Source organism: Curtobacterium sp. PvP017, assembly GCF_054060195.1.
Genome location: NZ_JBSSCY010000002.1, coordinates 24,100 through 49,003 on the forward strand (window position 1 = coordinate 24,100; position 24,904 = coordinate 49,003).

Here is a 24,904-nt window from a genome sequence, read left to right on the forward strand (position 1 = left end):
GGTTGTTGCGTCGGAGCGGACGGGAGGCGCGGTGCGCGTCGGGCGCACACCGCGCCTTCCGTCCGTGGTCACGGTCTTACTTGGTCCACTCCCACTGGGCCGGGTGGAAGTTGGCGAGCGAGTCCTGGTCGAACCCGGACAGGCCCTTCTTGACGACCGAGATCTGGTAGTCGGGGCTCGGCAGCCAGATCACCGGCAGGTCCTTCGCGACCGCTGCGCTGTAGTCCTGCACGGCGGTGGCGTCGGTCGAGGTGGTGGTCGCGTCGATGAGGTCGTCGACCTGCTTGTTCGAGTAGCTGCCGAAGTTCGCCGAACCGCCGGTCGAGAAGAGCGACTCACCGGTCGGGTAGGCCGGGAAGTACCAGCTGCCCGCGGTGCCGAAGAACGACAGGTCCCAGTCGCAGCTGGCCTCGTCGCTCGTGCAGGTCGGGGTCTGCGACAGCACGCTCGACACCGGCGCGGTCTTGATGGTGAAGCCGATGCCGGTCTTCGCGAGCGAGGACTGGATCGCGCTCATCATGTTGTCGGTCACGGTCGAGCCGGACTGCGACAGGACGCCCATGGTGAACTTCGTGCCGTCCTTGACGCCCTCGCCGCACTGACTGTCCGACGTGCCCGGGTCGGTGCAGACCATCGTGCCGCCCTGCTCCTCCCAGCCGTGGCTGGTCAGCAGGTCCTTGGCCTTCGACGTGCTGAACGGGTACGGGTTGTCCTGCTGCACGTCGGAGACGTAGTCGGACTCCTGCGCCTGCGGGATCGGACCGTAGGTCGAGGTGGCGGTGCCGTTGAAGACGACCTTCGACAGGGACTTCTGGTCGATCGACATCTGCACGGCCTGGCGGGCGTACAGCTGCTTGAAGACCGCACCCATGTCCGGGTTGTTGAAGTTGTACGGCATGTACGTGATCGCCCAGCCGGTCCACGGCTCGACCTCGTAGCCCTTCGCCGTGAACGACGACTCCTGGTCCATGTCCGTGGCGTTGATGTAGCCGTAGTCGACCTCGCCGGAGCGGACCGCGTTCACCTCGGCATCGGCCGTCGTGAACGGCAGCAGGTTGACGGTCGTGATCGAGGGCTTCTCGCCGCCGTCGTACTTCGTGTTCGCGGTGAGGGTGACCTTGCCGGCGGTGGTGAACGCCTTGACGCCGTAGGGACCGGAGATGGTCTTCCACAGGTCGTCGGTGGCGTAGTCGGAGATCTTGCCGGCCGCGGTGTTCAGGTACTTCCAGACCTGCTTCGCGCCGGCGGTGGTCTCGTCGGCGTCGGTGACCTTCGCGCTCGCGCTCGTCTTGTCCCACGCGTGCTGCGGCAGCGGGATGATGTGGCTCAGCTGGTTGGCGAGCATCCAGTCCGAGTTGTACGCCTTGTCGAACGTGATCGTGAAGTGGGTGTCGTCGACGGCCTTGAACGACGTCCAGTTGTCGGGCGCCTTGCCCTTCGAGTACGAGCCCCACTGGTCCTTGTTCGCCTTGATCAGGTTGAACCAGAACTCGACGTCGCGGCTGGTGATCGCCTCGCCGTCGGACCAGTGCCGGTCACCGAGGGTGATCTCGACGCTCTTGCCGTCGTCGGCGAACTCCGCGTCCGTGGCGACGGAGCCGTCCTTGTTCCACGCGATCTTGCCGGTGGAGCCGTCGTACGCGACGAGCGGCTCGTACAGCGACTGCGCGATGGAGCCGTTGTTCGTGTTGAGGTGCGCAGCGGTGCCGATCGGCAGGATCCAGTTGGGCGTGAAGTTGGCGGGGAGGGCGTAGTCGATCTCGTCCGTGTTCGCGTTCGAGGTGGCGGAGCCGCCCCCGGAACATCCGGCGAGCAGGGCGCTCACGGCGAGCGCTGCTCCGGTGAGGAGCGCCCAGCGGCGGGGCTTGGTCATGTGTGTCTCCTGGTGCGTGGGAGTTCTGGGGAGGTGGAGCACGCGTGCCGAGCGGCACGCACACAGTCAATGGCCAAAGCCGTTGGAAAAACAAACATCTTCGTGTAAAAACTGCGTTTCTGCCGATCGGACGAAAGGGTGAACGGGCCGTTCCGCCGGTTAGGCTCCGGGTGTTCGGTCGGATCGACCGTCGTTTCCCCCGGATTGGAGAAAGTCGTGACGGACCTCTCTGCTCGCGTCCTCGAACTCGTCGCGTCCGGCCAGGCCGCGAGTCGCACCGAGATCGCCACGCTGCTCGGCGCGGCTCCGTCGACGGTGTCGCACGTCGTCAGCCAGCTGCTGTCGCACGGGTTGCTCGCGGAAGAGGGCACCGACGTCTCGACCGGTGGGCGCCCGCGCAAGGTGCTCCGCATCGGCGGCGTCGACGAGTACGCGGTCGCCGCGGACGTCGGCGGCGGCCACGCGCGGGTCGGGATCGTGCTGCCAGGAGGCGCGCTCGAGTCGGTCGCGAACGTCCCGTTCGCCCTCTCCGACGGTCCGACCGCCGGACTGCAGCGACTGGCTGGCCTGCTCGAGCGGCTCGCGGACGACCGTGGTCGCGCCGGCCTGCGCGGGGTCGGCCTGAGCCTGCCCGGTCCCGTCGACGTCGAGGCCGGTGTCGTCGACCTGCCGAGCCGGATGCCGGGGTGGAACGGGTTCCCGGTGGCGGCCTGGCTGTCCGAACGCTTCGGCCTGCCGGCGATCGTCGACAACGACGCGAACTGCATGGCCGCCGGCGAGCAGAGCGTGCAGCCTCCAGGACGTCGGCAGACCATCACGATCAAGGCCGGGTCGGCGATCGGCGCGGGCATCGTCATCGACGGCCGCCTGTACCGCGGGTCCACGGGCTCGGCCGGCGACATCACCCACGTCCGGATCGACGCCGCCGGTGACACCCCCTGCTCGTGCGGGAACACCGGGTGCCTCGAGACCGTCGCGTCCGGGGCCGCCCTGGTGCGGATCCTGTCGGACGCCGGGGTCGACGTCTCCTCGACCGCCGACGTCGTCCGACTCGCTTCGGACGCCCACCCCGAGGCCACCCGCGCCATCCGCCTGGCCGGACGGTACCTCGGCGAGGTGCTGGCGGCCAACGTGAACTTCTTCAACCCGGACGCCGTCTACCTGGGCGGCATCCTCTCCACCCTCGACCCCTTCATCGCAGCGGTGCGCAGTCAGCTCTACGAGAGCTGCCACCCGCTCATGACGCAGCACCTGGCCATCGAGCCGGTGTCGCTCGGCGCCGATGCCGGGCTCGTCGGTGCCGGGCAGTTCGCGCTGCAGCGGGGCCTCGCCGCCTCGCTCGAGGAACTGTCCACCCCCATCCCGCAGTCCACCACCAGGAACAGGAGCGTCCGTGTCTGAGACCGTGTCCGCCGCCCCCGCCGTCGCCCGACGTCCGGTCGTCGCCATCGCCGGACTGGCGATCGAGACGTCGACCTTCACGCCCACCCGCACGCACGCTCCGGCGTTCCACCCGGACCGCGGCAACGAGGTCGTCGCGCGGTACCCGTTCCTGTCCGCGATGTCGGACACGGCGGACTTCCGCGGGGCGCTCATCGGGCACGCGCTGCCCGGCGGCATCGTGGACCGCGCTTCGTACGAGGAGCTCGCGACCGAGATCGTGACGCGACTGCGCGCGATCGTCGACACCGAGCACGTGGACGGCCTCTGGTACGACATCCACGGCGCGATGGTCGTCGAGGGGCTCGACGACGCCGAGACGGACCTGCTCGGGCGGATCCGCGCAGTGATCGGCCCGGACGTCGTCGTGTCGGCGTCGATGGACCTGCACGGCAACGTCACGCGGGAGCTCGCCCACCAGGTCGACCTGGTGACCTGCTACCGGATGGCCCCGCACGAGGACGCCATGGAGACGAAGGAGCGGGCCGTCCGCAACCTGGTCGACGTGCTCACCACCCGTCCCCCCGGCGCGCAGCGCCCCGTGAAGGCCTGGATCCCGATCCCCGTCCTGCTGCCCGGCGAGCAGACCTCGACCCGCCTCGAACCCGCCGCCTCGCTGTACGCACAGGTGCCGCTCGTCGAGCAGACCGACGGTGTGCTCGACGCCGCGATCTGGGTCGGCTACGCCTGGGCGGACCAGCCGCGCGACCAGGCCGTCACCGTCGTCACCGGATGGGACGAGGCCGCCGTCGCCGCCGGCGCCGAGCGACTCGCCCGAGCCTTCTGGGACGTCCGCGAGGACTTCGTGTTCGTCGCACCGACCGGCACGTTCGAGGAGTGCCTCGACGCGGCACTCGCTCCCGGCGCCGCGCACCCGTACTTCGTGTCCGACTCCGGCGACAACCCCACCGCGGGCGGCTCCGGCGACATGACCTGGGGCCTCACGCAGGTGCTCGCCCGCCCGGAGTTCCGCGACCCGTCCGGCCCGACCGTCATCTACGCGAGCGTGCCCGGACCGGCCGCCGTCGCCGCAGCGGTGGAGGCCGGCGTCGGCGCGACGGTCACCGTGACCGCCGGTGCGTCGGTGGACCACGTGCACGCGGGCCCGATCACGATGACCGGCCGGGTGCACGCGATCAAGCACGGCGACCGCGACGCCGAGACCGAGGTCGTGCTGCAGGTCGGCAGCGTGTTCGCGATCCTGACGAAGCTCCGGAAGCCGTACCACCACGAGCACGACTTCACCGACCTCGACCTGGCACCGCGGCAGGCGGACGTCGTCATCGTGAAGATCGGGTACCTCGAACCGGAGCTGTTCGACATGGCCGCCGACTGGATGCTCGCGCTCACCCCCGGCGGTGTCGACCAGGACCTGCTCCGCCTCGGGCACCACAGGATCGCGCGCCCGATGTTCCCCTACGATCGAGTGTTCCCCGAGGCCCCGGACCTGACCGCCAGGATCATCCCGGCCTCGGACCAGCCACTCGGAGCCTCTGCATGACCCCTTCGCCCGTTGCACTCGAGATCGCGGTCACGTCGCCCCAGGGTGCCGTCGTCGCACGGGACGGCGGGGCCGACCGGGTCGAGCTCTGCGTCGGGCTCGAGCTCGGCGGTCTCACCCCGTCGCAGGCCCTGGTCGAGACGACCCACGAGACCGGGATCCCGGCGCACGCGCTGGTCCGGTGCCGCCCCGGCGGGTTCGTGCACACCCCCGACGAGGTCGAGCTCATGGTGCGCGAGGTCCGGACGGTCCTGCGATCCGGAGCCGCCGGCGTCGTCGTCGGTGCACTGCGCCCCGACCGAACCCTCGACGAGGACGCCCTGCGGCGCTTCGTCGACGCCGCCCGCTCGGTCAGTGCGACGGCGGAGATCACCCTGCACCGGGCGATCGACCACGCGGTGGACCCCGTCGCCGCAGCAGCCACGCTCGCGGCGCTCGGCTTCACCCGCGTGCTGACGTCCGGCGGCGCCCCCACCGCGGGTGCCGGCGCAGCCACGATCGCCCGGATGGTCGACGCCGCCGGGCCGGTGCAGGTCATGGCCGGTGCCGGCGTCACCCCCGCCGACATCGGCGCGCTCGTCGCCACGGGCGCAGCCGCCGTGCACATGTCGGCCAAGCGAGCCGCGCCGGACAGTGCGCACGCGGGGGTCCCGATGGGCGGCGCCGACGACGGCTCAGCACACTTCGTGACCGACGCCGAGGTCGTGGCCGCCGCGCGACGCGCCCTCGACGCCTGACACCGGGCCCGCGTCAGCCGCGACGCCCGGCCCGCCTGGCGAAGGCGTCGAGCGCTGCCAGGACCTCGTCGTTGCGGTACAGGACCCCGTGCTGGTACTCGTTCTTCGACACCAGGATCCCTGCTCCGACGAGTTTCTGGAGGTGCGGGTACGCGTTCCGCGGTTCGATCCCCATCTGGGAAGCGAGCACCGTCGCGTTCAGCACCGGCTGCCGCGCGACGACGTCGAGTGCGGCCCAGACGCCCGAATCGCTCCGAGCATCGACGCGGTCGCGCCAGCCCTGACGGATCCGCTGGATGTCGTCGACCAGTTCCGTGGCGTTGCCGATGGCGGTGAACGACGCTTCCGCCACCCGTCGGATGATCGGCTCGACGGCACCGCGGCGGTACGCCGTCAGCGCCTCGACGTAGCCGTCCGTGTCGGTCAGGAGACCTGCCGACACGGGAACCGTCACGTTCCGGGTCAGCTCGTTCGAGCGCAGCATCGCCTGCAGCAGGGCACGCCCCGTGCGACCGTTCCCGTCGGTGAACGGGTGGACCGTCTCGAACTGAGCATGCGCCACCGCGACCTGCGCCAACCGCGGCAGGTCGAGGCGCCGCGCGAACGCCATCACGTCGTCGATCAGCGCCGGGACACGCTGCCAGGCCGGAGCGACGTAGTCGGCACCGACCGGGGAGCGTCCGTCCGTGCCGATCCAGACGGGCTCCTGCCGGAACGCTCCGGCGTCGTGGTGGGGATCGCCGTCCATCAGCACCGCGTGCATCGCGAGCACGGTGTCCGCGGTCAACTCATCGGACAACTCGATCGCGGTGCGCATGGCTCGGGTGTTGGAGACGATCGCCGTGGCGTTGCGTTTGCCCGGAGCACCGATCTCGGCAGCGAAGACCTGTCGGGCGCTGGCCGTCAGGTGCTCGATCTGCGAGGACGCCGCGGCTTCGGACCGCAGCAGGAGGGACGAGAACGGTGCCACCTCGCCACCGAGTTCGCCGTCGAAGCGCACGAGCGCCGTCGAGGCCTCGTCGACCAGCGTCGCCACCTCGTCGCTCAGCCGGAGGGCGGCCGTGGAGATGTGCGGCGGCACGGCGGCGAGGTACTGTTCGCGCACCGTGCTGCGTCGAGCGGCACGAGGACCGTGGTCGGCGTCACGCCGCTCCCAGTCGAGTTGCTCGTACTCCAGCGCGGGCCAGGTGCTCGTGGACACTCCTGCCTCCAGACCTCAGAACAACTGCGCCAGATTTTCTGACTTGTGCCACTATCTCAGAAAATCTGGCCATCGGGTTCTGACCTCGACTCGGCCACGAAGTGGAAGGCCGACCGAGGGGGTCTGGCGTGGCTCCGCCTGAGTACTGCCCTCCGACCGGCGGCTCGGTAGCATGGCCCGGTCCCCGTCACCGTCGACCGGCCCACCCCGCGAAGGAGCCCCGATGCCCCCGACCCCGCAGAGGATCGGCCTCGTCGGCGCCGGCGGCATCGCACACGCGCACATGCCGGGCCTGCTCCGTCTCGGCCCGGTCGTCGTGTACGCGCAGGACGGTGCCGAGGACCTGGCCGCCGCGTTCGGTCCGGCCGCAGCCGCCGCGGGTTCCTCGATCACCGTCGTCGACACGCTCGACGACCTGTTCGACGCCGTCGACGTCGTGGACGTGGTGACGCCGACCTTCGCCCACGCCGAGGTCGTGCGCGCCGCACTCGCCGCAGGCAAGGACGTCGTGTCCGAGAAGCCGCTCGCCCGGACCGACACCGACGCCGCGGACCTGGTGTCCCGTGCTCGTGAGGCGGGCCGACAGCTCTACCCGGCCCACGTGGTGCGCTTCTTCCCCGCGTACGTGCGCCTGCACGAAGCCGTCACCACGGGCCTCCTGGGCGACCTGGCCGTCCTGCGGTTCGTCCGCTCCGGCGCGTTCCCGATCCGCACCGCGTGGTTCGCCGACCGGGCGCTGTCCGGCGGCATCGTGATGGACCAGATGATCCACGACCTCGACATCGCCCGCTGGGTCGCCGGACCGGTCACCACGGTGTCGGCGGTCGGCGTCCGCGCCGGCACCGAGGCCGAGCCGGTGGAGGCGGCGCACGTCCTGCTCACGCACGGATCCGGGGCGATCAGTCACGTCGCCGGGATCTGGGGGCCGCAGCACCTCGCGTTCTCGACCGAGTACTCGGTGACGGGCACGCGCGGCAGCCTGGCGCACCGGTCGCTCGACGAACAGGACTACGTCGCCGACCTCGCGGTGCCCGACGCCGCGGACGGCTTCCTGCCCGAGGTCGACCCAGCCGACGACCCGTACGGACTCGAGCTCGCCGAGTTCCTCGGGGCGTTCGCCGGTGGTGCCGCACCCCGGGTGACCGCGGCGGACGGCGCCGAGGCGGTCCGGATCGCGAACGCGGCACTCGAGTCGATGGACACCGGACAGCCGGTGCACCTGGCGACGGGGGCCCGCGCATGACCGCCCTGAAGATCGCCGTGATGTCGTTCGCCCACACCCACGCGATCGGCTACCTCACCGCCCTCGCCGCGATGCCCGGGGTCGAGGTGCGCGGTACGGACCCGGACGGCGTCAGCACGGGCGACGCCGTCGTCGAGCTGCGCGGCCGCGACCTGGCCGACGAGCTCGGGGTCGACTACACGGACACCTACGACGAGCTGCTCGCCTGGGGCCCGGACGCGGTCGTCGTCACGAGCGAGAACGCCCGGCACCGCGAACTCGTCGAGGCAGCGGCCGCCGCCGGTGCGCACGTCCTGTGCGAGAAGCCGCTCGCCACCACGTGGGAGGACGGCCTCGCGATCCGCGACGCCGTCGAGGCCGCGGGGGTCATGCTCATGGTGGCGTTCCCGGTGCGGTTCACCTCGGCGTTCGACAAGCTCCGCGCGGCGCACGACTCCGGTGCGCTCGGGCAGCTGTTCTCGGTGCGCGGCGCGAACAACGGCATGCTGCCCATGACCCGGTCGTGGTTCACCGAACCGGAGCTGTCCGGCGGCGGCGCGATCGTCGACCACGTCGTGCACATCGCGGACCTGCTCGAGGGGCTGATGGGCTCGGCGCCCGTCACCGTGACCGCGGTGGCCAACCGCACGCTGCACGCGGCCCGGGCGCAGGCGGAGACCGCCGGACTCGTCACGATCACGTACGCGAACGGCGTCGTCGCCGCGATCGACTGCTCGTGGAGCAAGCCGGACACCTCGGCGGTGTGGGGTGGGCTGACGCTCGACGTCGCCGGGACGGGCGGCACGGTGTCGCTCGACTTCTTCGGGGCGGCTGCGCGCGGGATCGTCGCGGAGACCGGGCTGCCGATCGAGTCCCGCACCGGCGCCGACCCCGATGCCGTGATGCTCCGCACGTTCGTCGACGCCGTGCGGTCGGGCGTGCAGCCGCAGCCGGACGTGCACGTCGGGCTGCGGACCCTGTCGATCGTGCTCGCCGCGCAGGAGTCGGTGGCGTCGGGCCGCACGGTGCCGGTACCCGGCGAGTAGCGACACGACACGCGGGAATGGCCCGCGACCAGCGCTGCTTGACGAACCCATGACCTCGTCAGCAGAGCGCCGCGGGTGGCTCGGTGTCACGTCCGTCGCACTCGGATCCTTCGTCCTCGTGCTCTCGGAGTTCTTGCCGATCGGGCTCCTGCCCGCCATCGCCGCAGACCTCGACGTCGGGATCGGCACGGCGGGGCTCATGGTCGTCGCCACGGGGCTGGTCGGCGCCGTGGCTGCACCGGTCGTCACCGTCCTGACCTCGCGCGTGGACCGCCGCGTCGTGCTCGTGTCGTTGACCGTGCTGCTCGTGGTGGCGGACGGGCTCGCGGCGATCGCGCCCTCGTTCGGTGTGCTGCTCGTGGCGCGGATGCTCCTGGGCGTCGGCATCGGCGGGTTCTGGGCGATCGGCGCCGGCATCGCCGGTCGACTGGTCCGGCCGGCCGCCACGATCCGGGCGACCTCGCTCATCACCGCCGGGGTCTCGGTCGCGACGGTCGTGAGCCTGCCGCTCGGCGCCCTCGTCTCGTCGCTCGCCACCTGGCGGCTCGCGTTCGTCATCGGCGGCGTGCTCGGTCTGGTCGCGCTCGTCCTGCAGCTCGCGATGCTGCCGCGTATCCCCGCGCAGCAGCAGGTCCGGTTCGCGACGCTCGGGTCGCTGCTCCGCGTGCCCCGCGCCCGCGTCGGTCTGATCGCCGCCGCGTTCCTGTTCGCCGCCCAGTTCGCCGCGTACACGTACATCGCCCCGTACCTGCAGGACCTGGTCGGGGTCGGCCCGGACACCGTCACGCTCGCGCTCCTGGTGTTCGGCGTCGCGGGGATCGTCGGGAACTTCGCCGCCGGCTTCACCCTGGGCCGGAGCGTGCTCGGGACGATCAGTGTGTCGAAGGTCGCCCTCGCGGTCGCCGTGGTCCTGCTCCCCCTGCTCGCGCACTCCGTCGTCGGGGTGTTCGTGCTGCTCGTGGTGTGGGGGCTGGTCTGGGGCGCGTTGCCGCTCGGCATGCAGACGTGGATGTCCACGGCGTCGCCCGCCGGGTCCGAGACCGGGCTCGCGCTGTTCGTCACGACCATCCAGCTTGCGATCGCCGCGGGCTCGGTGCTCGGCGGCGCGGCGGTGTCCTCGTTCGGGCTCGCCGCGGACTTCTGGTTGTCCGGAGCGGTCGCCGTCGTGGGCGCGATCGTGCTCGTCTCCCTCGGGCTGCGCCGCTCGAGCGCAGTGCCGGTCGCCGACGAGGCTCCGGCACCGGCGCCGGTGACGACCTCGACGGGTTCCGTCGCCGTCGCCTGCCCCTGATCGCCGCCCGCGCCGTCAGGGCACGGGGAGCGTGACCACGGCGTCGGCTGCGGCGATCGCCGCGGGGTCGTGCGCGGCGTGGACGACCACGACGCCGTCGGCTGCCTCGGCGGCGAGCGCCGCCACCACGAGCGCCGCCGAGTCCGCGTCGACGCCGGCCGTCGGTTCGTCGACGAGCAGCACCCGGGCCCGCTGCGCCAGGCCGAGCGCGACGAGCGTCCGCTGCCGCTGACCACCGGAGAGCTCGTCGAGCGGACGGTCGGCGAGGTCGGCGATCGCCATCCGCTCGAGCTGCGCGTCGACGACGGAGCGGTCGTCGCGGCCGAGCGGGCGCCACCAGGCCCGGTGGCGCCACCGCCCCATCGCGACGGTCGCGCGGACGGTGAGCGGGAGCGTGGTCGGCGGCACGGACTGGCTCACGTGGGCGACGCCGTCGGACGGGAGGCCCGTGATGCGCCCGGCGGTCGGCCGCAGCACGCCGGCGACCACGTCGAGCAGCGTCGACTTGCCGGACCCGTTGGGTCCGGTCAGCGCGGTGACCTGGCCGGCGGCGAAGGTCGCGTCGAGGCCGTCGAGGACGGTCCGCTCCCCGCGCAGGGTGGTCACCCGGTCGAGGCGGACGGCTGGTGGCGGGTCGGTCGCTGGCACCTGAGCACGCTATCAGTATCGATACTCGTTTTCATGTAGCGTCTCGGACCGTGACCTGGCTGACCGATCCCTTCACCGTCGACTTCATGGTGCGCGCCCTGACCGGTGGCGCCCTGGCCGCGGTCCTGTGCGCCGTCGTCGGCACCTGGGTGCTCGTGCGCGGGATGGCGTTCCTGGGCGAGGCGCTGTCGCACGGCATGCTGCCCGGCGTCGCGATCGCAGCCCTCACCGGCGTCCCCGCGGTGCTCGGTGCCGCCGTCAGCGCCGGGGTGATGGTGTTCGGCGTCGGGGCGCTGCGACGACGCGGTGGCTTGTCGTACGACACCTCGATCGGGCTGCTCTTCGTGGGCATGCTCGCGCTCGGGGTCATCATCGTGTCGGCATCGAGGTCCTTCGCCACCGACGTCACCGCGATCCTCTTCGGCGACGTGCTTGCCGTCACCCGCGCCGACCTCGGCGGGCTGGCGGTCGCGGTCGCCGTCGCACTGGTCGTCGCCGCCGTGTTCCACCGGCCGTTCACCGCCCTGGCGTTCGACGTCCGCAAGGCCGCGACGCTCGGCCTGCACCCACGGCTCGCCGAGGTGGTCCTCATCGGCCTGGTCACGCTCGCCGTCGTGGCGTCCTACCGCGCGGTGGGGACCCTGCTGGTCGTCGGACTGCTGCTCGCGCCCGCCGCAGCGGCCCGCGCCTGGACGAAGCACGTGGCCTCGACGATGCTCCTCGGCGCGGTGCTCGGTGTCGTCGCCGTGCTGGTCGGGCTGCTCGTCTCGTGGCACGCCGGCACCGCCGCCGGCGCGAGCATCGCGGCCGTCGCCGTCGCGGGGGTCGCCCTGTCCCGCGCCACCGCCGCCGTCGTCCGCGGGGTCGCGTGCACCACCGCACGGAGCGACGCACACCCCGTCGACCACCCTGTCCGAGCACCAGCACGAGAGGCACCATGAACCACGACCCGACCACCGACCGCGCGAACACACGACTCCGGACGACACGACTCCTGGGAGCCGTGGGCCTGACGGCCGGCCTCGCCCTCACCGCCACGGCGTGCTCCACCACCTCGGCGCCGCAGGCCGACGTCACCACCGCGACCACGGCCCCGCACGGGTACGTGGCGGGCGCGACCGAGTCCCAGGAACCCCAGCTGGGCCTCCTGGCCGTCGCCGCGACCGGCGAGACGGCGCTGCACGACCTGCTCACCGGCGAGACGACCGACCTGGACCGCGTCGACGCGGCCGAGCACGCCGCGACCGACGGCCGGTTCCTCGTGACGAGCGACGGCGACCGCACCACGGTCGTCGACGGCGGCTCCTGGACCGTCGACCACGGCGACCACACGCACTACTACGCCGCCGAGCCGCGCGTCGTCGGGACGCTCGAGGGCGGCGGCCCGGTCCAGGTGCACTCCTCGGAGACGATGACCACGATCGCCTGGCCGGAACGCGGCGAAGCAGTGGTGCTCGACCGCGCGGCACTCGGGCAGGGTGAGTTCGACGAGACCGCACGACTGGACGCAACCGTCCTGCTGCCGCTCGGCGAGCACCTGGTGGCCGCCGAGGGCGACACCGTCCACGTCCTCGATGCCGACGGAGAGCGGACGGGGTCGACCGGAGCCGGACAGCCCTGCACCGACCCGGCCGGCGGGATCGTCACCCGCGCCGGCGCCGTGGTGGGGTGCGCCGACGGAGCCGTCGTCGCCGACGACGCCGGCGGGACCTCGTTCGTCGCGCTGCCGGACGACGCCGAGCGACCGACCGACTTCGCCGCGCGGGCCGGCCGCCCCACGGTCGCCGGACTCGCGGGCGACACCGGGTTCTGGCTGCTCGACGTGCGGGAACGCGCGTGGCAGCACGTCGCGACCGAACGGCCACTGCGCGCCGTGGTCGCCGTCGACGACCAGGACGAGCACGTGGTCGGGGTCGACGACACCGGCCGGGTCGTCGTCGTGACCGCGTCCACCGGTGCCGTCGCGACCACCGACCCCGTGGTGGACGGCGACACCGCGGCGCTGCTGCAGCTCGACGCGCAGCGCGCCTACGTGGCCGACCCGACGAGTGCCGTCGTGCACGAGATCGACTTCGCGGACGGCGCCCGCGTGGCCCGGACCATCGAGTTGCCGTTCGCGCCCGCCGCGTTCGCCGAGGTGGGACGGTGAGCGGGAGCACGCCCGTCCGGCGCACCGCGCGGACACTGACCGCGGCGCTCGTCGTCGCAGCCGTCGCCGTCACCACCGCCGGCTGCACCACCGCCGGCTCGGACCGTCCACTCGTCGCCGTGACGACGAACATCCTGGGCGACGTCGTGACCGAGGTCGTCGGGGACCGGGCCGACGTCATGGTGCTCATGCCGCCCGGTGGCGATCCGCACTCGTTCGAGGTCTCCGCGCAGCAGGCGGCTCGACTCCGGAGCGCGGACCTGGTGGTCGAGAACGGCCTCGGGCTCGAGGAAGGGGTGGCCCACCACGTCCGCGCCGCGGCCGACGACGGCGTGCCCGTCTTCACCGCCGGCGACGCGATCGATGCCCTGGAGTGGACCACCGACGACGACAGCGGCCCCGATCCGCACTTCTGGACGGACCCCGCGCGGATGGTCGACGTGGTCGAGGCCCTCGACGACGAACTGGACGCCGTCGGCATCGACGCACCCGGCACCGAGGCCTACACCGACCGGCTCGATGCCCTCGACGCCGACATGACCGCCGCGTTCGACACCGTCCCCGCCGATCGCAAGGCCCTGGTGACGAACCACCACGTGTTCGGGTACCTCGCCGACCGCTACGGGTTCCGGGTGGTGGGGGCCGTGATCCCGAGCGGCACGACCCTGGCGTCCCCGAGCGCCGCCGACCTGCGTGACCTGGCGGACGCGATCGAGCAGGCGGGCGTCCCGACGATCTTCGCCGACGCCTCGCAGCCCGCACGCCTGGCCGAGGTCCTGGCGGAGGAGGTCGACGTGCAGGTGTCGATCCGCTCGCTGGCGACCGAGTCCCTGACCGAGGACGGCGCGGCGTCGACCTACCTCGGGATGATGCGCTCGAACACCGAGGCGATCGTCGACGGCCTGACGACTCCGATTTCTAATTGAGAATGAGAATCAGTACAGTGATGTCCATGACCAGAACCAAGACCCTCCGCGCCGCGGCACTGCCAACCGCGCTGCTCGGTGCCGCAGCCCTGGCCCTGACCGGGTGCGCCACCAACGCCGCCGACGCCGAGCGGACCTCGACCCCGAAGGCCGACGGCACCCGCATCACACTCACCTACGACGGCGGCCTGCTCGTGCTCGACCAGGACCTGCGGGTCGTGGCCGACGACGCCATCGACGGCTTCACCCGCGTGAACCCCGCCGGCGACGGCCGCCACGTGCTCGTCACGGTGCCGGAGGGCTTCCGGGTGCTCGACACCGCGGCGGACCCGGCCCTGACCGACGCGGTCTTCCCGGCCGACACCGGCGGGCACGCCGTCGTGCACGGCGACCGCACCGCCCTGTTCGCCGACGGCACCGGCGACGTGACGACCTTCGACAACACCGAGCTCGACGGCGACGCCCTGCCCGAGGTCGAGACCACCGAGTCCGAGGCCGCCCACCACGGCGTCGCGATCGAGCTCGAGGACGGCACGCTCCTAAAGACCATCGGCACCGAGGAGAGCCGCTCCGGCGTGCGCGCCCTGGATGCCGACGGTGAGGAGATCACCCGGTCCGAGCAGTGCCCGGACGTGCACGGCGAAGGTGCCGTCACGGGTGAGGTCGCGGTGTTCGGCTGCACCGACGGCGCCCTCGTCTACACCGACGGCGCGTTCGAGAAGCTCGACGCCCCCACCGAGTACGGCCGCACCGGCAACCTGTTCACCACGGACACGTCATCGGTCGCGGTCGGCGACTACAACGACGACCCGGACAGCGAGGGCTACCTGCTCGACCAGATCGCCCTGATCGACGCAGCTTCGGGGAAGTACACCGTCGCGGACATGCCCGACGGCGTCGGCTTCACGTTCCGCGACCTCGCACGCGGCCCCGGCGACGAAGCGGTGGTCCTCGGTGACGACGGCGCCCTGCACACCTTCGACGAGACCACCGGCGACCAGCTCGACTCGTTCCCCGTGATCGACGCGTGGGAGGGCCCGGCCGAGTGGCAGGACGCCCACCCCGCCGTGAAGGTCGCGGGCGACATCGCCTACGTCACGGACCCCGCCGAGCAGAAGGTGCACGCGGTCGACCTGACCACCGGGAAGGTCGTCGCCTCCAGCGACGCACTGCCGGGCGTGCCCAACGAGATCGCGGTCGCGTAGCGCTCTGCAGGCGACCACGCGCAGACGGGAGGCCCGGTGCCAGCTGGCACCGGGCCTCCCGTCCGTCCTGGGGTCGCGTCAGCCCTGCGGCGGCGAGTAGAACTGCAGGTCGTTGCCCTCGCTGTCCTTGAACGGGACGATCTTGCCCCACGGGTGCTCGCTGATCTCGCCCTGCACGTCCGCACCGCGCTCGCGGATGCTCGCCAGCTCGTCCTCGATCGACCCGTCCGGCTGGAACGTGACGACCGCTCCCCCGCCGCTCGACGGGCTCGCCGACTCACGGCCGTTCAGCCCGATCATCAGGCCGTTCGCGTCGATCTCGCTCCAGTCGTCGGACTCGTCCGTGACCGTCAGTCCGAGGGTGTCGCGGTAGAACGCGACCGCCCGCTGCATGTCGGTGACCGGGACCCATACCGCTGCGACTCCGCTTGCCATGGTGCTGCCTTCCGTCGGTGTTGCCGTACGGCGGAGCGTAGGCAGCGGGGCGTGCGGGCCGACTCAGCAGGATCACCGGCGTTCGGAAATCGGATGTCCCCTGCAATCCAACTGCGCATCGGCCCCGAATCCCCTGTGCGCAACATCCGTGGCGCGCTCGACAAGAGAGGTCTCACCATGACCAGCAACGCAGCAACCGCTCGCAACCGCACCGGCTCGACGTGGACCCAGAAGGGTGCGCTCCTCTTCGGTGTCGTCTTCCTGATCGTCGGCATCGCCGGCTTCATCCCCGGGCTCACCATGGACATGGGCTCGATGTCGATGGCCGGTCACGGCTCCATGGCCCTGCTCCTGGGCCTGTTCCAGGTGTCGGTCCTGCACAACATCGTGCACCTGCTGTTCGGCATCGTCGGACTCATCGCAGCCCGTTCGGCGTCGGGCGCTCGCCTCTACCTGGTCGTCGGCGGCATCGTCTACGCGGTCCTGTTCGTCTACGGCCTCTTCACGGCCGGCATGGCGGACCCCGCGAACTTCGTCCCCCTGAACAGCGCGGACAACGTCCTGCACGCGTTCCTCGCCGTCGCGATGATCGTCCTCGGCTTCGTGCTGCCGCGCATCGGCGCGCGCACGCGCTGACAGTCGTCCGTCGCTTGAGGCGTTCGCGCCCCCTGGCGGGCATCGCGCCCATGTGAGTCGGGGCGCGATGCCCGTGCGGGGGCGCGGTGCGCGGCGGCGGCGCTCCACACGTCCACCAACCCGCGGCGTACTGTCCGACGCATGCCCGCTCTCATCGACACGTTCACCCTGTCCAACGGCCTGCACATCCCGAAGATCGGCTTCGGCACCTGGCAGATCCCGTCCGGTTCCGACGCGTACGACGCCACGAAGACCGCGCTCGACCTCGGCTACCGCCACATCGACACCGCCCTGGCCTACGGCAACGAGGCCAGCGTCGGCCAGGCCGTCCGTGACAGCGGCATCCCCCGCGACGAACTCTTCATCACCACGAAGCTGCCGGCCGAGGTCAAGACCGCGTCCGGCGCCCGTGACGCCTTCGAGGAGTCCAGCCGCAACCTCGACCTCGGACACGTCGACCTGTACCTGATCCACGCGCCGTGGCCCTGGAGCGACATGGGCTCGGACCACCGCGACGGCAACGTCGAGGTCTGGAAGGTCTTCGAGGAGCTCTACGACGCCGGCCGCACCAAGAGCATCGGTGTCTCGAACTTCGCCGTCGCCGACCTCGAGGACCTGCTCGGCCGCACCGACGTCGTCCCGCACGCCAACCAGATCCGCTGGTTCATCGGCAACACCCAGGACGACACGACCGCCTTCGACCGCGAGCACGACATCCTGACCGAGGGCTACTCCCCGCTCGCCACCGGAGGGCTGCTCGAGAACGAGCAGATCGCCGAGATCGCGGCGAAGTACGACAAGTCCGTCGCCCAGGTCGCGATCCGCTACCTGCTCGAGAAGGACGTCCTGCCGCTGCCGAAGTCCACGACCCCGTCGCGCATCGCCGCGAACGCCGACGTCGACTTCGTGCTCTCCGCCGACGACGTGGCCGCGCTCGACGCACTCGAGGACACCACGAACTGACGCGACCCGACATCCGGCGACACGGGAACACCGCAGCCCCGTTGCCGGTTGCACCACACGGTGCCGCAGCCAGCGGCACGACGACCTCAGGAGGCCACCATGACCACCACCGAAACCGCCATCCTCGCCGGCGGCTGCTTCTGGGGAGCGCAGCAGCTCCTCCGCCGCCGACCCGGCATCGTCAGCACCCGCGTCGGCTACTCGGGTGGCGACACCCCGAACGCGACGTACCGCAACCACGGTGACCACGCCGAGGCGGTCGAGATCGTCTTCGACCCGTCGGAGATCTCGTACCGCGACCTGCTCGAGTTCTTCTTCCAGATCCACGACCCGTCGACGAAGGACCGTCAGGGCAACGACGTCGGCCGTGCCTACCGTTCGGCGATCTTCTTCACCTCGCCCGAGCAGGAGCAGGTCGCGCGCGACACCATCGCCGACGTGGACGCGTCCGGCATCTGGCCCGGCAAGGTCGTCACCGAGGTCGAGCCCGCGGGCGACTTCTGGCAGGCCGAGGAGGAGCACCAGGACTACCTCGAGAAGTACCCCGCCGGGTACACGTGCCACTTCGTGCGTCCGGGTTGGAAGCTCCCGCACCGCGACGAGGCGACCGCGGCGGTCTAAAAGCGACAGACCATGAGACGGGAGGGACGGTGCCAGCTGGCACCGTCCCTCCCGTCTGCTCTTGGGTCACGCCCACTGCATCCGGCGTGCGTCAGCCGCGCGGTACCAGTGCGTCGATCGCCGCCAGCTCCTCGTCGGTGAGCGGGGCGCCCGCGAGCGAGTCGAGCGTGCCGTCCAGCTGACGGACACTCGATGCCCCGACCAACGCCGACGTGACGGCCGGCTGCCGGAGCACCCACGTGATCGCGAGCTGGGCGAGCGTCTGCCCGCGCGCCGCGGCGATGTCGTTGAGCGCCCGCGCCGTGGTCAGGTACTCGTCGTCGATGCGGTCCGCACCGAACCAACGGCCCTCGGCGGCACGCGAACCCACCGGCACCGAACCGTCCAGGTACCGGTCCGTCAGCAGCCCACCGGCCAGCGGCGAGAACACGATCGCACCCGTCCCGAGTCGCGTGAGCTCGTCGAAGAGCCCGTCCTCGGGGACCCGGTCGAACATGTTGTAGCGCGGCTGGTGGATGAGCAGGTGCATGTTCTCGGCGGCGAGCGCCTCGGCTGCCGCGGCGGTCTGCTCCGGGTCGTAGTTCGAGATGCCGGCGTACAGCGCCTTGCCCGAACGGACCGCGGTCACGAGGGCGCTGACCGTCTCCTCGATGGGGGTCTCGGGGTCGGGACGGTGCGAGTAGAAGACGTCGACGTAGTCGAGCCCGAGGCGCCGGAGTGACTGGTCGAGCGACGCGAGCATGTACTTGCGGGAGCCACGGTCGCCGTACGGGCCCGGCCACATGTCGTAGCCGGCCTTCGTCGACACCACGATCTCGTCGCGGTACGGGCGCAGGTCCGACTCGAGGATGCGCCCGAACTGCTCCTCGGCCGACCCTGGTGGCGGACCGTAGTTGTTCGCCAGGTCGAAGTGGGTGATCCCGCGGTCGAAGGCGTGCAGCACGATGTCGCGCTGCGTCGCGAGCGCCCGGTCGGCGCCGAAGTTGTTCCACAGGCCGAGGGAGATGCGCGGCAGCTTGAGGCCGCTCCTCCCCACGCGCTGGTACGGGAGCTGCTCGTAGCGGTCGGCGGCAGGGAGGTGGACGTCAGGCATCGTTGCTCGATCCGGGTCGGGGACTTGGCCGCTGACGACGCTAGCGGATGACGGGCGGGCGGCACGGTGCGGCGTCGACTGAGCAGGACGACCTTCACCGGGACGACACGCGTGGTTCGGCGTCCGTGCGGCTGTGCAGGACAGGATGGGGGACGAACCGATCGACGGACCGTCGACCGGTGGGCAGTGAGGGAGACACCGTGGACACAGCGCCGTACTCGCAACCGCTCCGGGAGTACATCGAGCAGCTCCGGACCGAGGGCTACAGCGTCGCGGACGGACACACTGCCGACCCGGACCTCATCGACCCGCACGGCAACCCCGTCCTCACGTGGCGCGACGACTACCCGTACGACGAGCGGCTGCCGCGCGACGAGTACGAGTACTCGAAGTACCAGCTGCAGATCGAGCTGCTGAAGTGCCAGTACTGGCTCGAGGACACCGGGCAGAAGGTCGTCGTGCTGTTCGAGGGGCGCGACGCCGCGGGCAAGGGCGGCACCATCAAGCGGTTCACGGAGCACCTGAACCCCCGGACCTCGCGCGTGGTGGCGCTCAGCAAGCCGAGCGAGCGGGAACGCGGCGAGTGGTACTTCCAGCGCTACGTGCAGCACCTGCCGTCAGCCGGCGAGATGGTGCTGTTCGACCGTTCCTGGTACAACCGCGCCGGCGTCGAACGGGTGATGGGCTTCTGCGACGACGACGAGTACGAGTCGTTCATGACCCAGGTGCCGCAGTTCGAGCGGATGCTCGTCGACTCCGGCATCCACCTGACGAAGTTCTGGTTCTCGGTCACGCGCCGCGAGCAGCGCACCCGGTTCGCGATGCGGCAGCTCGACCCGGTCCGCCGGTGGAAGTTGTCCGACATCGACCTGCTGTCGCTCGACCGCTGGGAGGACTACACCGAGGCGAAGAACGCCATGTTCACCCGCACCGACAAGCGGTACGCGCCGTGGACCATCGTGCGGTCGAACGACAAGAAGCGCGCCCGCCTGAACGCGATGCGGTACTTCCTGACGCAGTTCGACTACCCGGACAAGGCCGTCGACGTGATCGGCAAGCCGGACCCGCTCATCGTGCGGCGCGGCAAGCGGGACGTCGACATCGAGTGAGCAGGCCGTCAGGAGTCGTCACTCGGGCGTAGGGGTTCCGTCAGGGCACCTTCCCCACTGCCCGACCACGCGGGAACGTGTCCGGTGTGACACTGACAGCGATCATGCCGACGCTCCGCGCGTCCCTGCCGGATCCGATGGACCCGTTCCTGTGGCCGGCCCACACCGTGGCGACCACCGACGACCTGGTCGTCGCCGCGATCTCGATGGTCCGGCTCGCCGACCTGACCGGCACCCCGAGCGTCCACACCGCGGAGCAGTCGCCGCCCCGCTTCCGCCCCCGCGGCTGGACGCCCCGTGCCGTCAGCGTCGCAGTCGCGTCGGTCACCCGGGTCCGACGGCCGCGCACCGGGGTGGTGCTGCTGGAACTGGACGCGGTCCTGCCGGCCTGCGCCGTGCTCGACCAGGTGCGCCTGATCGGACGCCGGAGCACCGCTCCCCTCGCCACGATGTACGTCGTCACCCGATGTGACGGTCAGGCCGACGGTCCGTTCCACCGCCTCCCGGCTCCGCTGCCGGCCGACGTCCGCGATGGCGACCTGGTCTGCTTCCCCTGCCTGACGACCGTCCGGCACCGGGACGTCGTCCCCGTCCGCGCCGAGCTCCTGCCGGTGGGACGGTGACCACGGCGACGTCGGTCCGCGACCGCCTGATCGACGGGCCGCACCTGTGGGGCCGCTATACGATCCGGCCGGTGGGCCGCACGATGTGGACCTCGCGGACACTCGTCGTGTTCCCACCCGGGACGAACACGAGTGAGCGCCTGCTGCTCCGGGCGTGGCACGTGTGGCCCGCCGTCGGGGCGTTCACCGCGCTCGTGGTCGTGGTCGTGGCGGTCGCGCTGCCGGCGGCGGGCATGCCCGTCGGGCTCGCGCTGTACGCCGCGGGGTTCGCCGTCCTCGGCCGGGCCACCAAGCGGCTGCGGCCACGGGTGCGCTCGATCACCGTGACCACGTTCCTGAGCAACGGTCGGCCGGAGGTGCACGGCGACGAGCGGCTCCTCGCCGGGTCACTCGACGCGCTCTCGATCCTGGAGCGGGCGGTGCGGGCGCACCGGCTCGCGCCCGTCGACTTCGAGCTCATCTGGGCCGACGTGTGGGCCGCGCTGCCGGAGGACCGTCCGCGAGCGGGAGTGACACCGTGTTAGGTTGTGCACAATTCACATGAGCGCAACCGATCTCGTGTGCTCGGCAACCCCTCGAAAGGCGCCCACCCGATGACCTCCCGTCGCCGCACCCCTCGCTCGACCAAGCCCCGGACCGTCGTCCGCATCCTGCTGGGCGCCGCCATGACCTGGGCCGGCATCAGCCACCTCACCGTCGCACGTCAGGAGTTCCGGGCCCAGGTGCCGGAGTTCGTCCCCCTGGACCCGGACGTCACGGTCCTGGCATCGGGCATCGCGGAGATCTCCCTCGGAGCCGCCCTGGTGCTGCTGGTCCGACGGCAGGCCACCGTCGGGTGGGTCGCCGCGGTGTTCTTCACCGCGATCTTCCCCGGCAACATCGCGCAGTGGATGCACCACCGTGACGGCTTCGGCCTGGACACGGACACCAAGCGGTTCGTCCGGCTCCTGTTCCAGCCCGTGCTGATCGCCGTCGCGCTCTGGGCGACGAACGCCCTCCGCAAGCGCCGCTGAGCCGGACTACCGCAGCGGCACGATCCCCTGGGACCCGCGCGGGAACGTGGCGAGGACCTCCTCCGGGATGTTCAGGTGCTGCGACACCAGCGACGGCGGCAGGTGTGCGAGCCAGTTCGCCAGCGAGACCTCCTCGTAGCGGTCGCTGCGGAACGTCTCCACGTAGACGAGCGGCTCGTCACCGGTGTTCTCGACGTAGTGCCCGAGGTTCCGCTTCACGACACCGACGTCACCGGCCCTGAAGTTCATGGTGTTGGCGTGGGGGCCGGTGTTGAAGACCGTCATGCGGCCCTGGCCCTTCAGGTAGTACTGCCACTCGTCGGCGTTCGGGTGCCAGTGCAGCTCCCGCATCGAACCGGGCTCCACGACCGTCAGCGCCGCGGCGACCGTCTTCGCGCCCGGGAAGTTCGTGCTGTCCGCGATCCGGATGCTGCCGCCGCTGTTCTCGAACCGCGGGGCGGTCTTGCCCATCCGGAAGATCACGGGCTCGGTCCCGCCCCACTCGACGCCGGCTGCCAGCTGGTCCCGTTCGAGCTCACCGGGGACCTCACCGGGGAAGATCCAGAGGTTGTGGAGCGGGAGGTCCGTGAACGCCTCCTGCGCGACGCCGAAGTTCTTCGCCAACACGTCCGGCGGCGTGTGCGCGAACCAGTCAGTGAGCAGGAGCGTGTTGCTCTCGGACTGCTCACCGCTGTCGAACGCCAGGACGAACTCGGCCCCGTCCGGCCCGAGGCCCTGCAGGGAGTGCGGGAGGCCCGCGGGGAAGAACCAGAGGTCGCCCTCGAACACGTCCTCGACGCTCGGCAGGCCCTCGCGGCTCAGGGTCGTGACGCGGCACCCGCCGCTGGTCATCAGTGCCCACTCGGCGGTCTGGTGCCAGTGCAGCTCCCGGATGCCCCCGGGCTCCAGGTACATGTTCACGCCCGCGATCTCGTCGGAGATCGCGAAGTCGGACTGGGTCAGTTCACGAGCCCAACCGCCGCGCTGGACTCGTCGGGGCGAGATGTTGAACGAGGACCAGAAGAAGGCCTGTGTGCTGATGTCGGTCGCCGGCGCGTTCAGCTGGCTCGGGAACTGCGCCGCGAGCGCCGGGTTCTGCGGACCCGTCATCGTGTTCGCAGTGGGGTCGTCCGCGATGTTCACGAGCCCTTCCTGCGGGAGGTCTGGATCGCCGACGGACGGTGTCTCGTGGTGGGGCGGGGTGGGCTGGTCGGTCATCGTCTGCTCCTTCGCTCTCGGATGCGCGTCGAGACCATCGGACCAGGAGCCGTCGGCGGCCCCTAGCGTCATTCGACGCGATCGTGCTCCAGCGCTCGTCGCTGCTCGGTGATCGCGTCGCTCAGCACGTCCGCCAGGAACGTCGAGCCGGACACGCGCGCGATGAACGCTCGCCCCGTCGCGGTCAGCGCACCTCGGTGCACGGCGTCGACGACGATCTCGCGCACGGCCTCGCGTCGCCCTGCAGGGAGCGCAGCGAGCACGCGGTCGGCCTGCTGCAACAGTTCAGTCTGCATGTCACTCCTCGGCACGAGGGGCGCGCCCACCACGGCACGCGCCCCTCGGGTCCGTGAACGCCTACTGCTTCAGGAAGGCGAGGATGTCGGGGTTGATGACGTCCGCGTGGGTCGTCAGCATCCCGTGCGGGTACCCCTCGTAGATCTTGAGGGTGGCGTTCTGCAGGAGCTCGGCCTGCTTGATCGAGGCGGCCTTGTACGGCACCACCTGGTCGTCGTCGCCCTGCGTGACGAGCACCGGGACCGAGATGGCCTTGAGGTCCTCGGTCTGGTCGGTCTCGGAGAACGCCTTGATCCCCTCGTAGTGCGCCAGTGCGCTGCCCGTCATCCCCTGACGCCACCAGTTCGCGACCACCGGAGCGGACACCTCGACACCCTCGCGGTTGAACCCGTAGAAGGGCCCCTCGGCGACGGCCTGGTAGAACTCGGCGCGGTTCGCGGCGAGCGCGCTCCGGAACCCGTCGAGCACCGCGATGGGCGTGCCCTCCGGGTTGTCGTCGCTCTGCAGCATGATCGGGGGCACGGAGGACACCAGGACCGCCTTCGCGACCCGGCCCTGCGGCTCGCCGTACTTCGCGACGTACCGGGCGACCTGGCCGCCACCAGTGGAGTGCCCGATGTGGATCGCGTTCTGCAGGTCGAGGTGCTGCACCAGCGCGTCCGTGTCGCTGGCGTAGTGGTCCATGTCGTGACCGGTCCCGATCTGCGACGACCGACCGTGACCGCGACGGTCGTGGGCGATCACCCGGTAGCCGTTCGCCAGGAAGAACAGCATCTGCGCGTCCCAGTCGTCGGAGGACAGCGGCCATCCGTGGTGGAACACGATCGGCTGGGCGTCCTGGGGCCCCCAGTCCTTGTAGTAGATCTCTGCACCGTCGCTCGTGGTGACGAACGCCATCTTGCACCTCCGTGAGTCGTTGCTCCACCTGGTTCGCGGGCTGGCCGCTGCCTTCCGTCCGGCGGAAGGTCGAAGCAGGCTCACGGTACGGTCGCAGCCCGGTCGGACGCTTGCGTCATTCATCTCGATCGGCGTCGAGTGTGGTCCGCAACGTGCTCCTGTGCAGTGGCCGCCCACCCGCGACTCCGGGAACGCTCCGGCTAGGACGAGCCGGGAAGAGTCACTCCAACCGCGGCGGTCAAGTCGACCAGCTCTGCTCTTCGGGCCCTGATGCCCGCGTTGATCTCGTCGCGCGTCGCGCGTGCCTCCTGGGCTTGCTGTTCAGCGGCACGAACGCGGTTCTCAGCAGTCCGAACCGCTTGCTCCCCCTTGAGCCGCTCGGCCGCCTGCTCAGCGGCGAAGCGCTCGCGAGCGCTGGCCTGTTCCTTCACCCAGAGCTCGCGCGCCTCCGATTGTTCAGCCTCGAAGTCCGCTCGAAGAGTGGCGAGCTGCTGCTCTTGCTCGGCCCGGTACGCATCGACGTCGTCGAACGCGCGCATGTGGTAACGAGCAACGACCGCTTCCCCCGCCTCGATCCGGGCCTCGGCGGCACGCAGCCGCTCTCGTGCTTCCCGCTTCGACAACTTCTCGACCGGCTTGTCCTGCGCTGCAGGGACCGCCGTACGCAGCATCTGTTCCGCGGCTCTGGCAGAACGACGCGTGTGCGGAGCGGCCGCCCCACGGGTGTCCGAGGGTCGGCCGCCGCGACCACCTGGCAGTG

26 protein-coding genes are annotated in these 24,904 nt (G+C 71.0%); 17 read left to right on the forward strand and 9 right to left on the reverse strand.

Annotated elements, in window-relative coordinates; all coding sequences use genetic code 11:
- Window positions 1-76 precede the first annotated feature (76 nt).
- Window positions 77-1,873, reverse strand: a complete 1,797-nt coding sequence (locus ACVKXF_RS03990) for a peptide ABC transporter substrate-binding protein (protein WP_456794921.1) — start codon at window positions 1,871-1,873, stop codon at window positions 77-79.
- Between the two features lie 216 nt (window positions 1,874-2,089).
- Between ACVKXF_RS03990 and ACVKXF_RS03995 the strand changes: the two genes are divergently transcribed.
- From ACVKXF_RS03995 to ACVKXF_RS04005, 3 genes are read left to right on the forward strand one after another with little or no spacing between them, the layout of a single operon-like run.
- Window positions 2,090-3,274: an ROK family protein gene (locus ACVKXF_RS03995; RefSeq protein ID WP_456794922.1), complete on the forward strand. Its 1,185-nt coding sequence runs from the start codon at window positions 2,090-2,092 to the stop codon at window positions 3,272-3,274.
- Entirely contained in the window at window positions 3,267-4,814 is a 1,548-nt protein-coding gene (locus tag ACVKXF_RS04000; RefSeq protein ID WP_456794923.1) for a M81 family metallopeptidase, read from the forward strand. Before ACVKXF_RS03995 ends, ACVKXF_RS04000 begins: the two co-directional genes overlap by 8 nt.
- The gene (locus tag ACVKXF_RS04005) at window positions 4,811-5,551 is read left to right on the forward strand and encodes a copper homeostasis protein CutC (protein WP_456794924.1); all 741 of its coding nucleotides are present in this window, start codon (window positions 4,811-4,813) and stop codon (window positions 5,549-5,551) included. Before ACVKXF_RS04000 ends, ACVKXF_RS04005 begins: the two co-directional genes overlap by 4 nt.
- A gap of 13 nt (window positions 5,552-5,564) precedes the next feature.
- Here the strand turns inward: ACVKXF_RS04005 and ACVKXF_RS04010 are convergent, their stop codons facing one another.
- Window positions 5,565-6,752, reverse strand: a complete 1,188-nt coding sequence (locus ACVKXF_RS04010; RefSeq protein ID WP_456794925.1) for a Fic family protein — start codon at window positions 6,750-6,752, stop codon at window positions 5,565-5,567.
- 223 nt (window positions 6,753-6,975) lie between these two features.
- Here ACVKXF_RS04010 and ACVKXF_RS04015 point away from each other — a divergent pair, with 223 nt between their 5' ends.
- The 3 genes from ACVKXF_RS04015 to ACVKXF_RS04025 are packed head-to-tail and all read left to right on the forward strand — an operon-like array spanning window position 6,976 to window position 10,311.
- Window positions 6,976-7,995 (forward strand): Gfo/Idh/MocA family protein, encoded by a 1,020-nt coding sequence (locus tag ACVKXF_RS04015; protein ID WP_456794926.1) that lies wholly within the window; start codon window positions 6,976-6,978, stop codon window positions 7,993-7,995.
- A complete protein-coding gene (locus tag ACVKXF_RS04020) occupies window positions 7,992-9,020 on the forward strand; it encodes a Gfo/Idh/MocA family protein (protein WP_456794927.1) in 1,029 nt (342 codons plus the stop codon). The genes ACVKXF_RS04015 and ACVKXF_RS04020 overlap by 4 nt, the downstream gene beginning before the upstream one ends.
- 49 nt (window positions 9,021-9,069) lie before the next feature.
- Window positions 9,070-10,311 (forward strand): MFS transporter, encoded by a 1,242-nt coding sequence (locus ACVKXF_RS04025; protein WP_456794928.1) that lies wholly within the window; start codon window positions 9,070-9,072, stop codon window positions 10,309-10,311.
- 15 nt (window positions 10,312-10,326) lie between these two features.
- Here the strand turns inward: ACVKXF_RS04025 and aztA are convergent, their stop codons facing one another.
- Complete coding sequence (gene aztA, locus ACVKXF_RS04030; protein ID WP_456794929.1) at window positions 10,327-10,959, reverse strand: zinc ABC transporter ATP-binding protein AztA; 633 nt, start codon at window positions 10,957-10,959, stop codon at window positions 10,327-10,329.
- A 50-nt stretch (window positions 10,960-11,009) separates the two neighbouring features.
- Between aztA and aztB the strand changes: the two genes are divergently transcribed.
- Genes aztB through ACVKXF_RS04050 form a run of 4 tightly spaced genes read left to right on the forward strand, consistent with a single transcriptional unit; the run spans window position 11,010 to window position 15,239 of the window.
- The gene (gene aztB, locus ACVKXF_RS04035) at window positions 11,010-11,900 is read left to right on the forward strand and encodes a zinc ABC transporter permease AztB (RefSeq protein WP_456794930.1); all 891 of its coding nucleotides are present in this window, start codon (window positions 11,010-11,012) and stop codon (window positions 11,898-11,900) included.
- Entirely contained in the window at window positions 11,897-13,108 is a 1,212-nt protein-coding gene (locus ACVKXF_RS04040; protein WP_456794931.1) for a YncE family protein, read from the forward strand. The genes aztB and ACVKXF_RS04040 overlap by 4 nt, the downstream gene beginning before the upstream one ends.
- Window positions 13,105-14,034, forward strand: coding sequence for a metal ABC transporter solute-binding protein, Zn/Mn family (locus ACVKXF_RS04045; protein WP_456794932.1), 930 nt, complete (start codon window positions 13,105-13,107; stop codon window positions 14,032-14,034). The genes ACVKXF_RS04040 and ACVKXF_RS04045 overlap by 4 nt, the downstream gene beginning before the upstream one ends.
- A gap of 26 nt (window positions 14,035-14,060) precedes the next feature.
- Window positions 14,061-15,239 (forward strand): hypothetical protein, encoded by a 1,179-nt coding sequence (locus ACVKXF_RS04050; protein WP_456794933.1) that lies wholly within the window; start codon window positions 14,061-14,063, stop codon window positions 15,237-15,239.
- A gap of 78 nt (window positions 15,240-15,317) precedes the next feature.
- Here ACVKXF_RS04050 and ACVKXF_RS04055 read toward each other — a convergent pair whose 3' ends face one another.
- The gene (locus ACVKXF_RS04055) at window positions 15,318-15,674 is read right to left on the reverse strand and encodes a VOC family protein (RefSeq protein WP_123310913.1); all 357 of its coding nucleotides are present in this window, start codon (window positions 15,672-15,674) and stop codon (window positions 15,318-15,320) included.
- Window positions 15,675-15,851: 177 nt separating this feature from the next.
- Here ACVKXF_RS04055 and ACVKXF_RS04060 point away from each other — a divergent pair, with 177 nt between their 5' ends.
- From ACVKXF_RS04060 to msrA, 3 genes are all read left to right on the forward strand, one after another.
- A complete protein-coding gene (locus ACVKXF_RS04060) occupies window positions 15,852-16,310 on the forward strand; it encodes a DUF4383 domain-containing protein (protein ID WP_123312179.1) in 459 nt (152 codons plus the stop codon).
- A gap of 141 nt (window positions 16,311-16,451) precedes the next feature.
- Window positions 16,452-17,273 (forward strand): aldo/keto reductase, encoded by an 822-nt coding sequence (locus tag ACVKXF_RS04065; RefSeq protein ID WP_456794934.1) that lies wholly within the window; start codon window positions 16,452-16,454, stop codon window positions 17,271-17,273.
- Between the two features lie 99 nt (window positions 17,274-17,372).
- The gene (gene msrA, locus ACVKXF_RS04070) at window positions 17,373-17,894 is read left to right on the forward strand and encodes a peptide-methionine (S)-S-oxide reductase MsrA (protein ID WP_222659191.1); all 522 of its coding nucleotides are present in this window, start codon (window positions 17,373-17,375) and stop codon (window positions 17,892-17,894) included.
- 91 nt (window positions 17,895-17,985) lie between these two features.
- On the opposite strand, the gene ACVKXF_RS04075 is transcribed toward msrA, so the two are convergent.
- Entirely contained in the window at window positions 17,986-18,987 is a 1,002-nt protein-coding gene (locus ACVKXF_RS04075) for an aldo/keto reductase (protein WP_123310919.1), read from the reverse strand.
- A gap of 200 nt (window positions 18,988-19,187) precedes the next feature.
- Here ACVKXF_RS04075 and ppk2 point away from each other — a divergent pair, with 200 nt between their 5' ends.
- From ppk2 to ACVKXF_RS04095, 4 genes are all read left to right on the forward strand, one after another.
- Entirely contained in the window at window positions 19,188-20,096 is a 909-nt protein-coding gene (ppk2, locus tag ACVKXF_RS04080; protein ID WP_123312180.1) for a polyphosphate kinase 2, read from the forward strand.
- Window positions 20,097-20,182: 86 nt separating this feature from the next.
- A complete protein-coding gene (locus tag ACVKXF_RS04085; protein ID WP_456794935.1) occupies window positions 20,183-20,719 on the forward strand; it encodes a hypothetical protein in 537 nt (178 codons plus the stop codon).
- Window positions 20,716-21,243 carry a DUF6611 family protein gene (locus ACVKXF_RS04090; protein ID WP_456794936.1) on the forward strand — a complete coding sequence of 176 codons (528 nt, stop codon included), beginning with the start codon at window positions 20,716-20,718 and terminating at the stop codon, window positions 21,241-21,243. The genes ACVKXF_RS04085 and ACVKXF_RS04090 overlap by 4 nt, the downstream gene beginning before the upstream one ends.
- Before the next feature lie 69 nt (window positions 21,244-21,312).
- Window positions 21,313-21,732 carry a DoxX family protein gene (locus ACVKXF_RS04095; protein ID WP_123294560.1) on the forward strand — a complete coding sequence of 140 codons (420 nt, stop codon included), beginning with the start codon at window positions 21,313-21,315 and terminating at the stop codon, window positions 21,730-21,732.
- A 6-nt stretch (window positions 21,733-21,738) separates the two neighbouring features.
- Here the strand turns inward: ACVKXF_RS04095 and ACVKXF_RS04100 are convergent, their stop codons facing one another.
- The 4 genes from ACVKXF_RS04100 to ACVKXF_RS04115 form a co-directional block, all read right to left on the reverse strand.
- The gene (locus tag ACVKXF_RS04100) at window positions 21,739-22,950 is read right to left on the reverse strand and encodes a cupin domain-containing protein (protein WP_456794937.1); all 1,212 of its coding nucleotides are present in this window, start codon (window positions 22,948-22,950) and stop codon (window positions 21,739-21,741) included.
- A 68-nt stretch (window positions 22,951-23,018) separates the two neighbouring features.
- A complete protein-coding gene (locus tag ACVKXF_RS04105; RefSeq protein WP_456794938.1) occupies window positions 23,019-23,246 on the reverse strand; it encodes a hypothetical protein in 228 nt (75 codons plus the stop codon).
- Between the two features lie 61 nt (window positions 23,247-23,307).
- Window positions 23,308-24,144 carry an alpha/beta fold hydrolase gene (locus tag ACVKXF_RS04110; RefSeq protein WP_456794939.1) on the reverse strand — a complete coding sequence of 279 codons (837 nt, stop codon included), beginning with the start codon at window positions 24,142-24,144 and terminating at the stop codon, window positions 23,308-23,310.
- Between the two features lie 200 nt (window positions 24,145-24,344).
- Window positions 24,345-24,815 (reverse strand): hypothetical protein, encoded by a 471-nt coding sequence (locus ACVKXF_RS04115; RefSeq protein WP_456795342.1) that lies wholly within the window; start codon window positions 24,813-24,815, stop codon window positions 24,345-24,347.
- Window positions 24,816-24,904 lie beyond the last annotated feature (89 nt).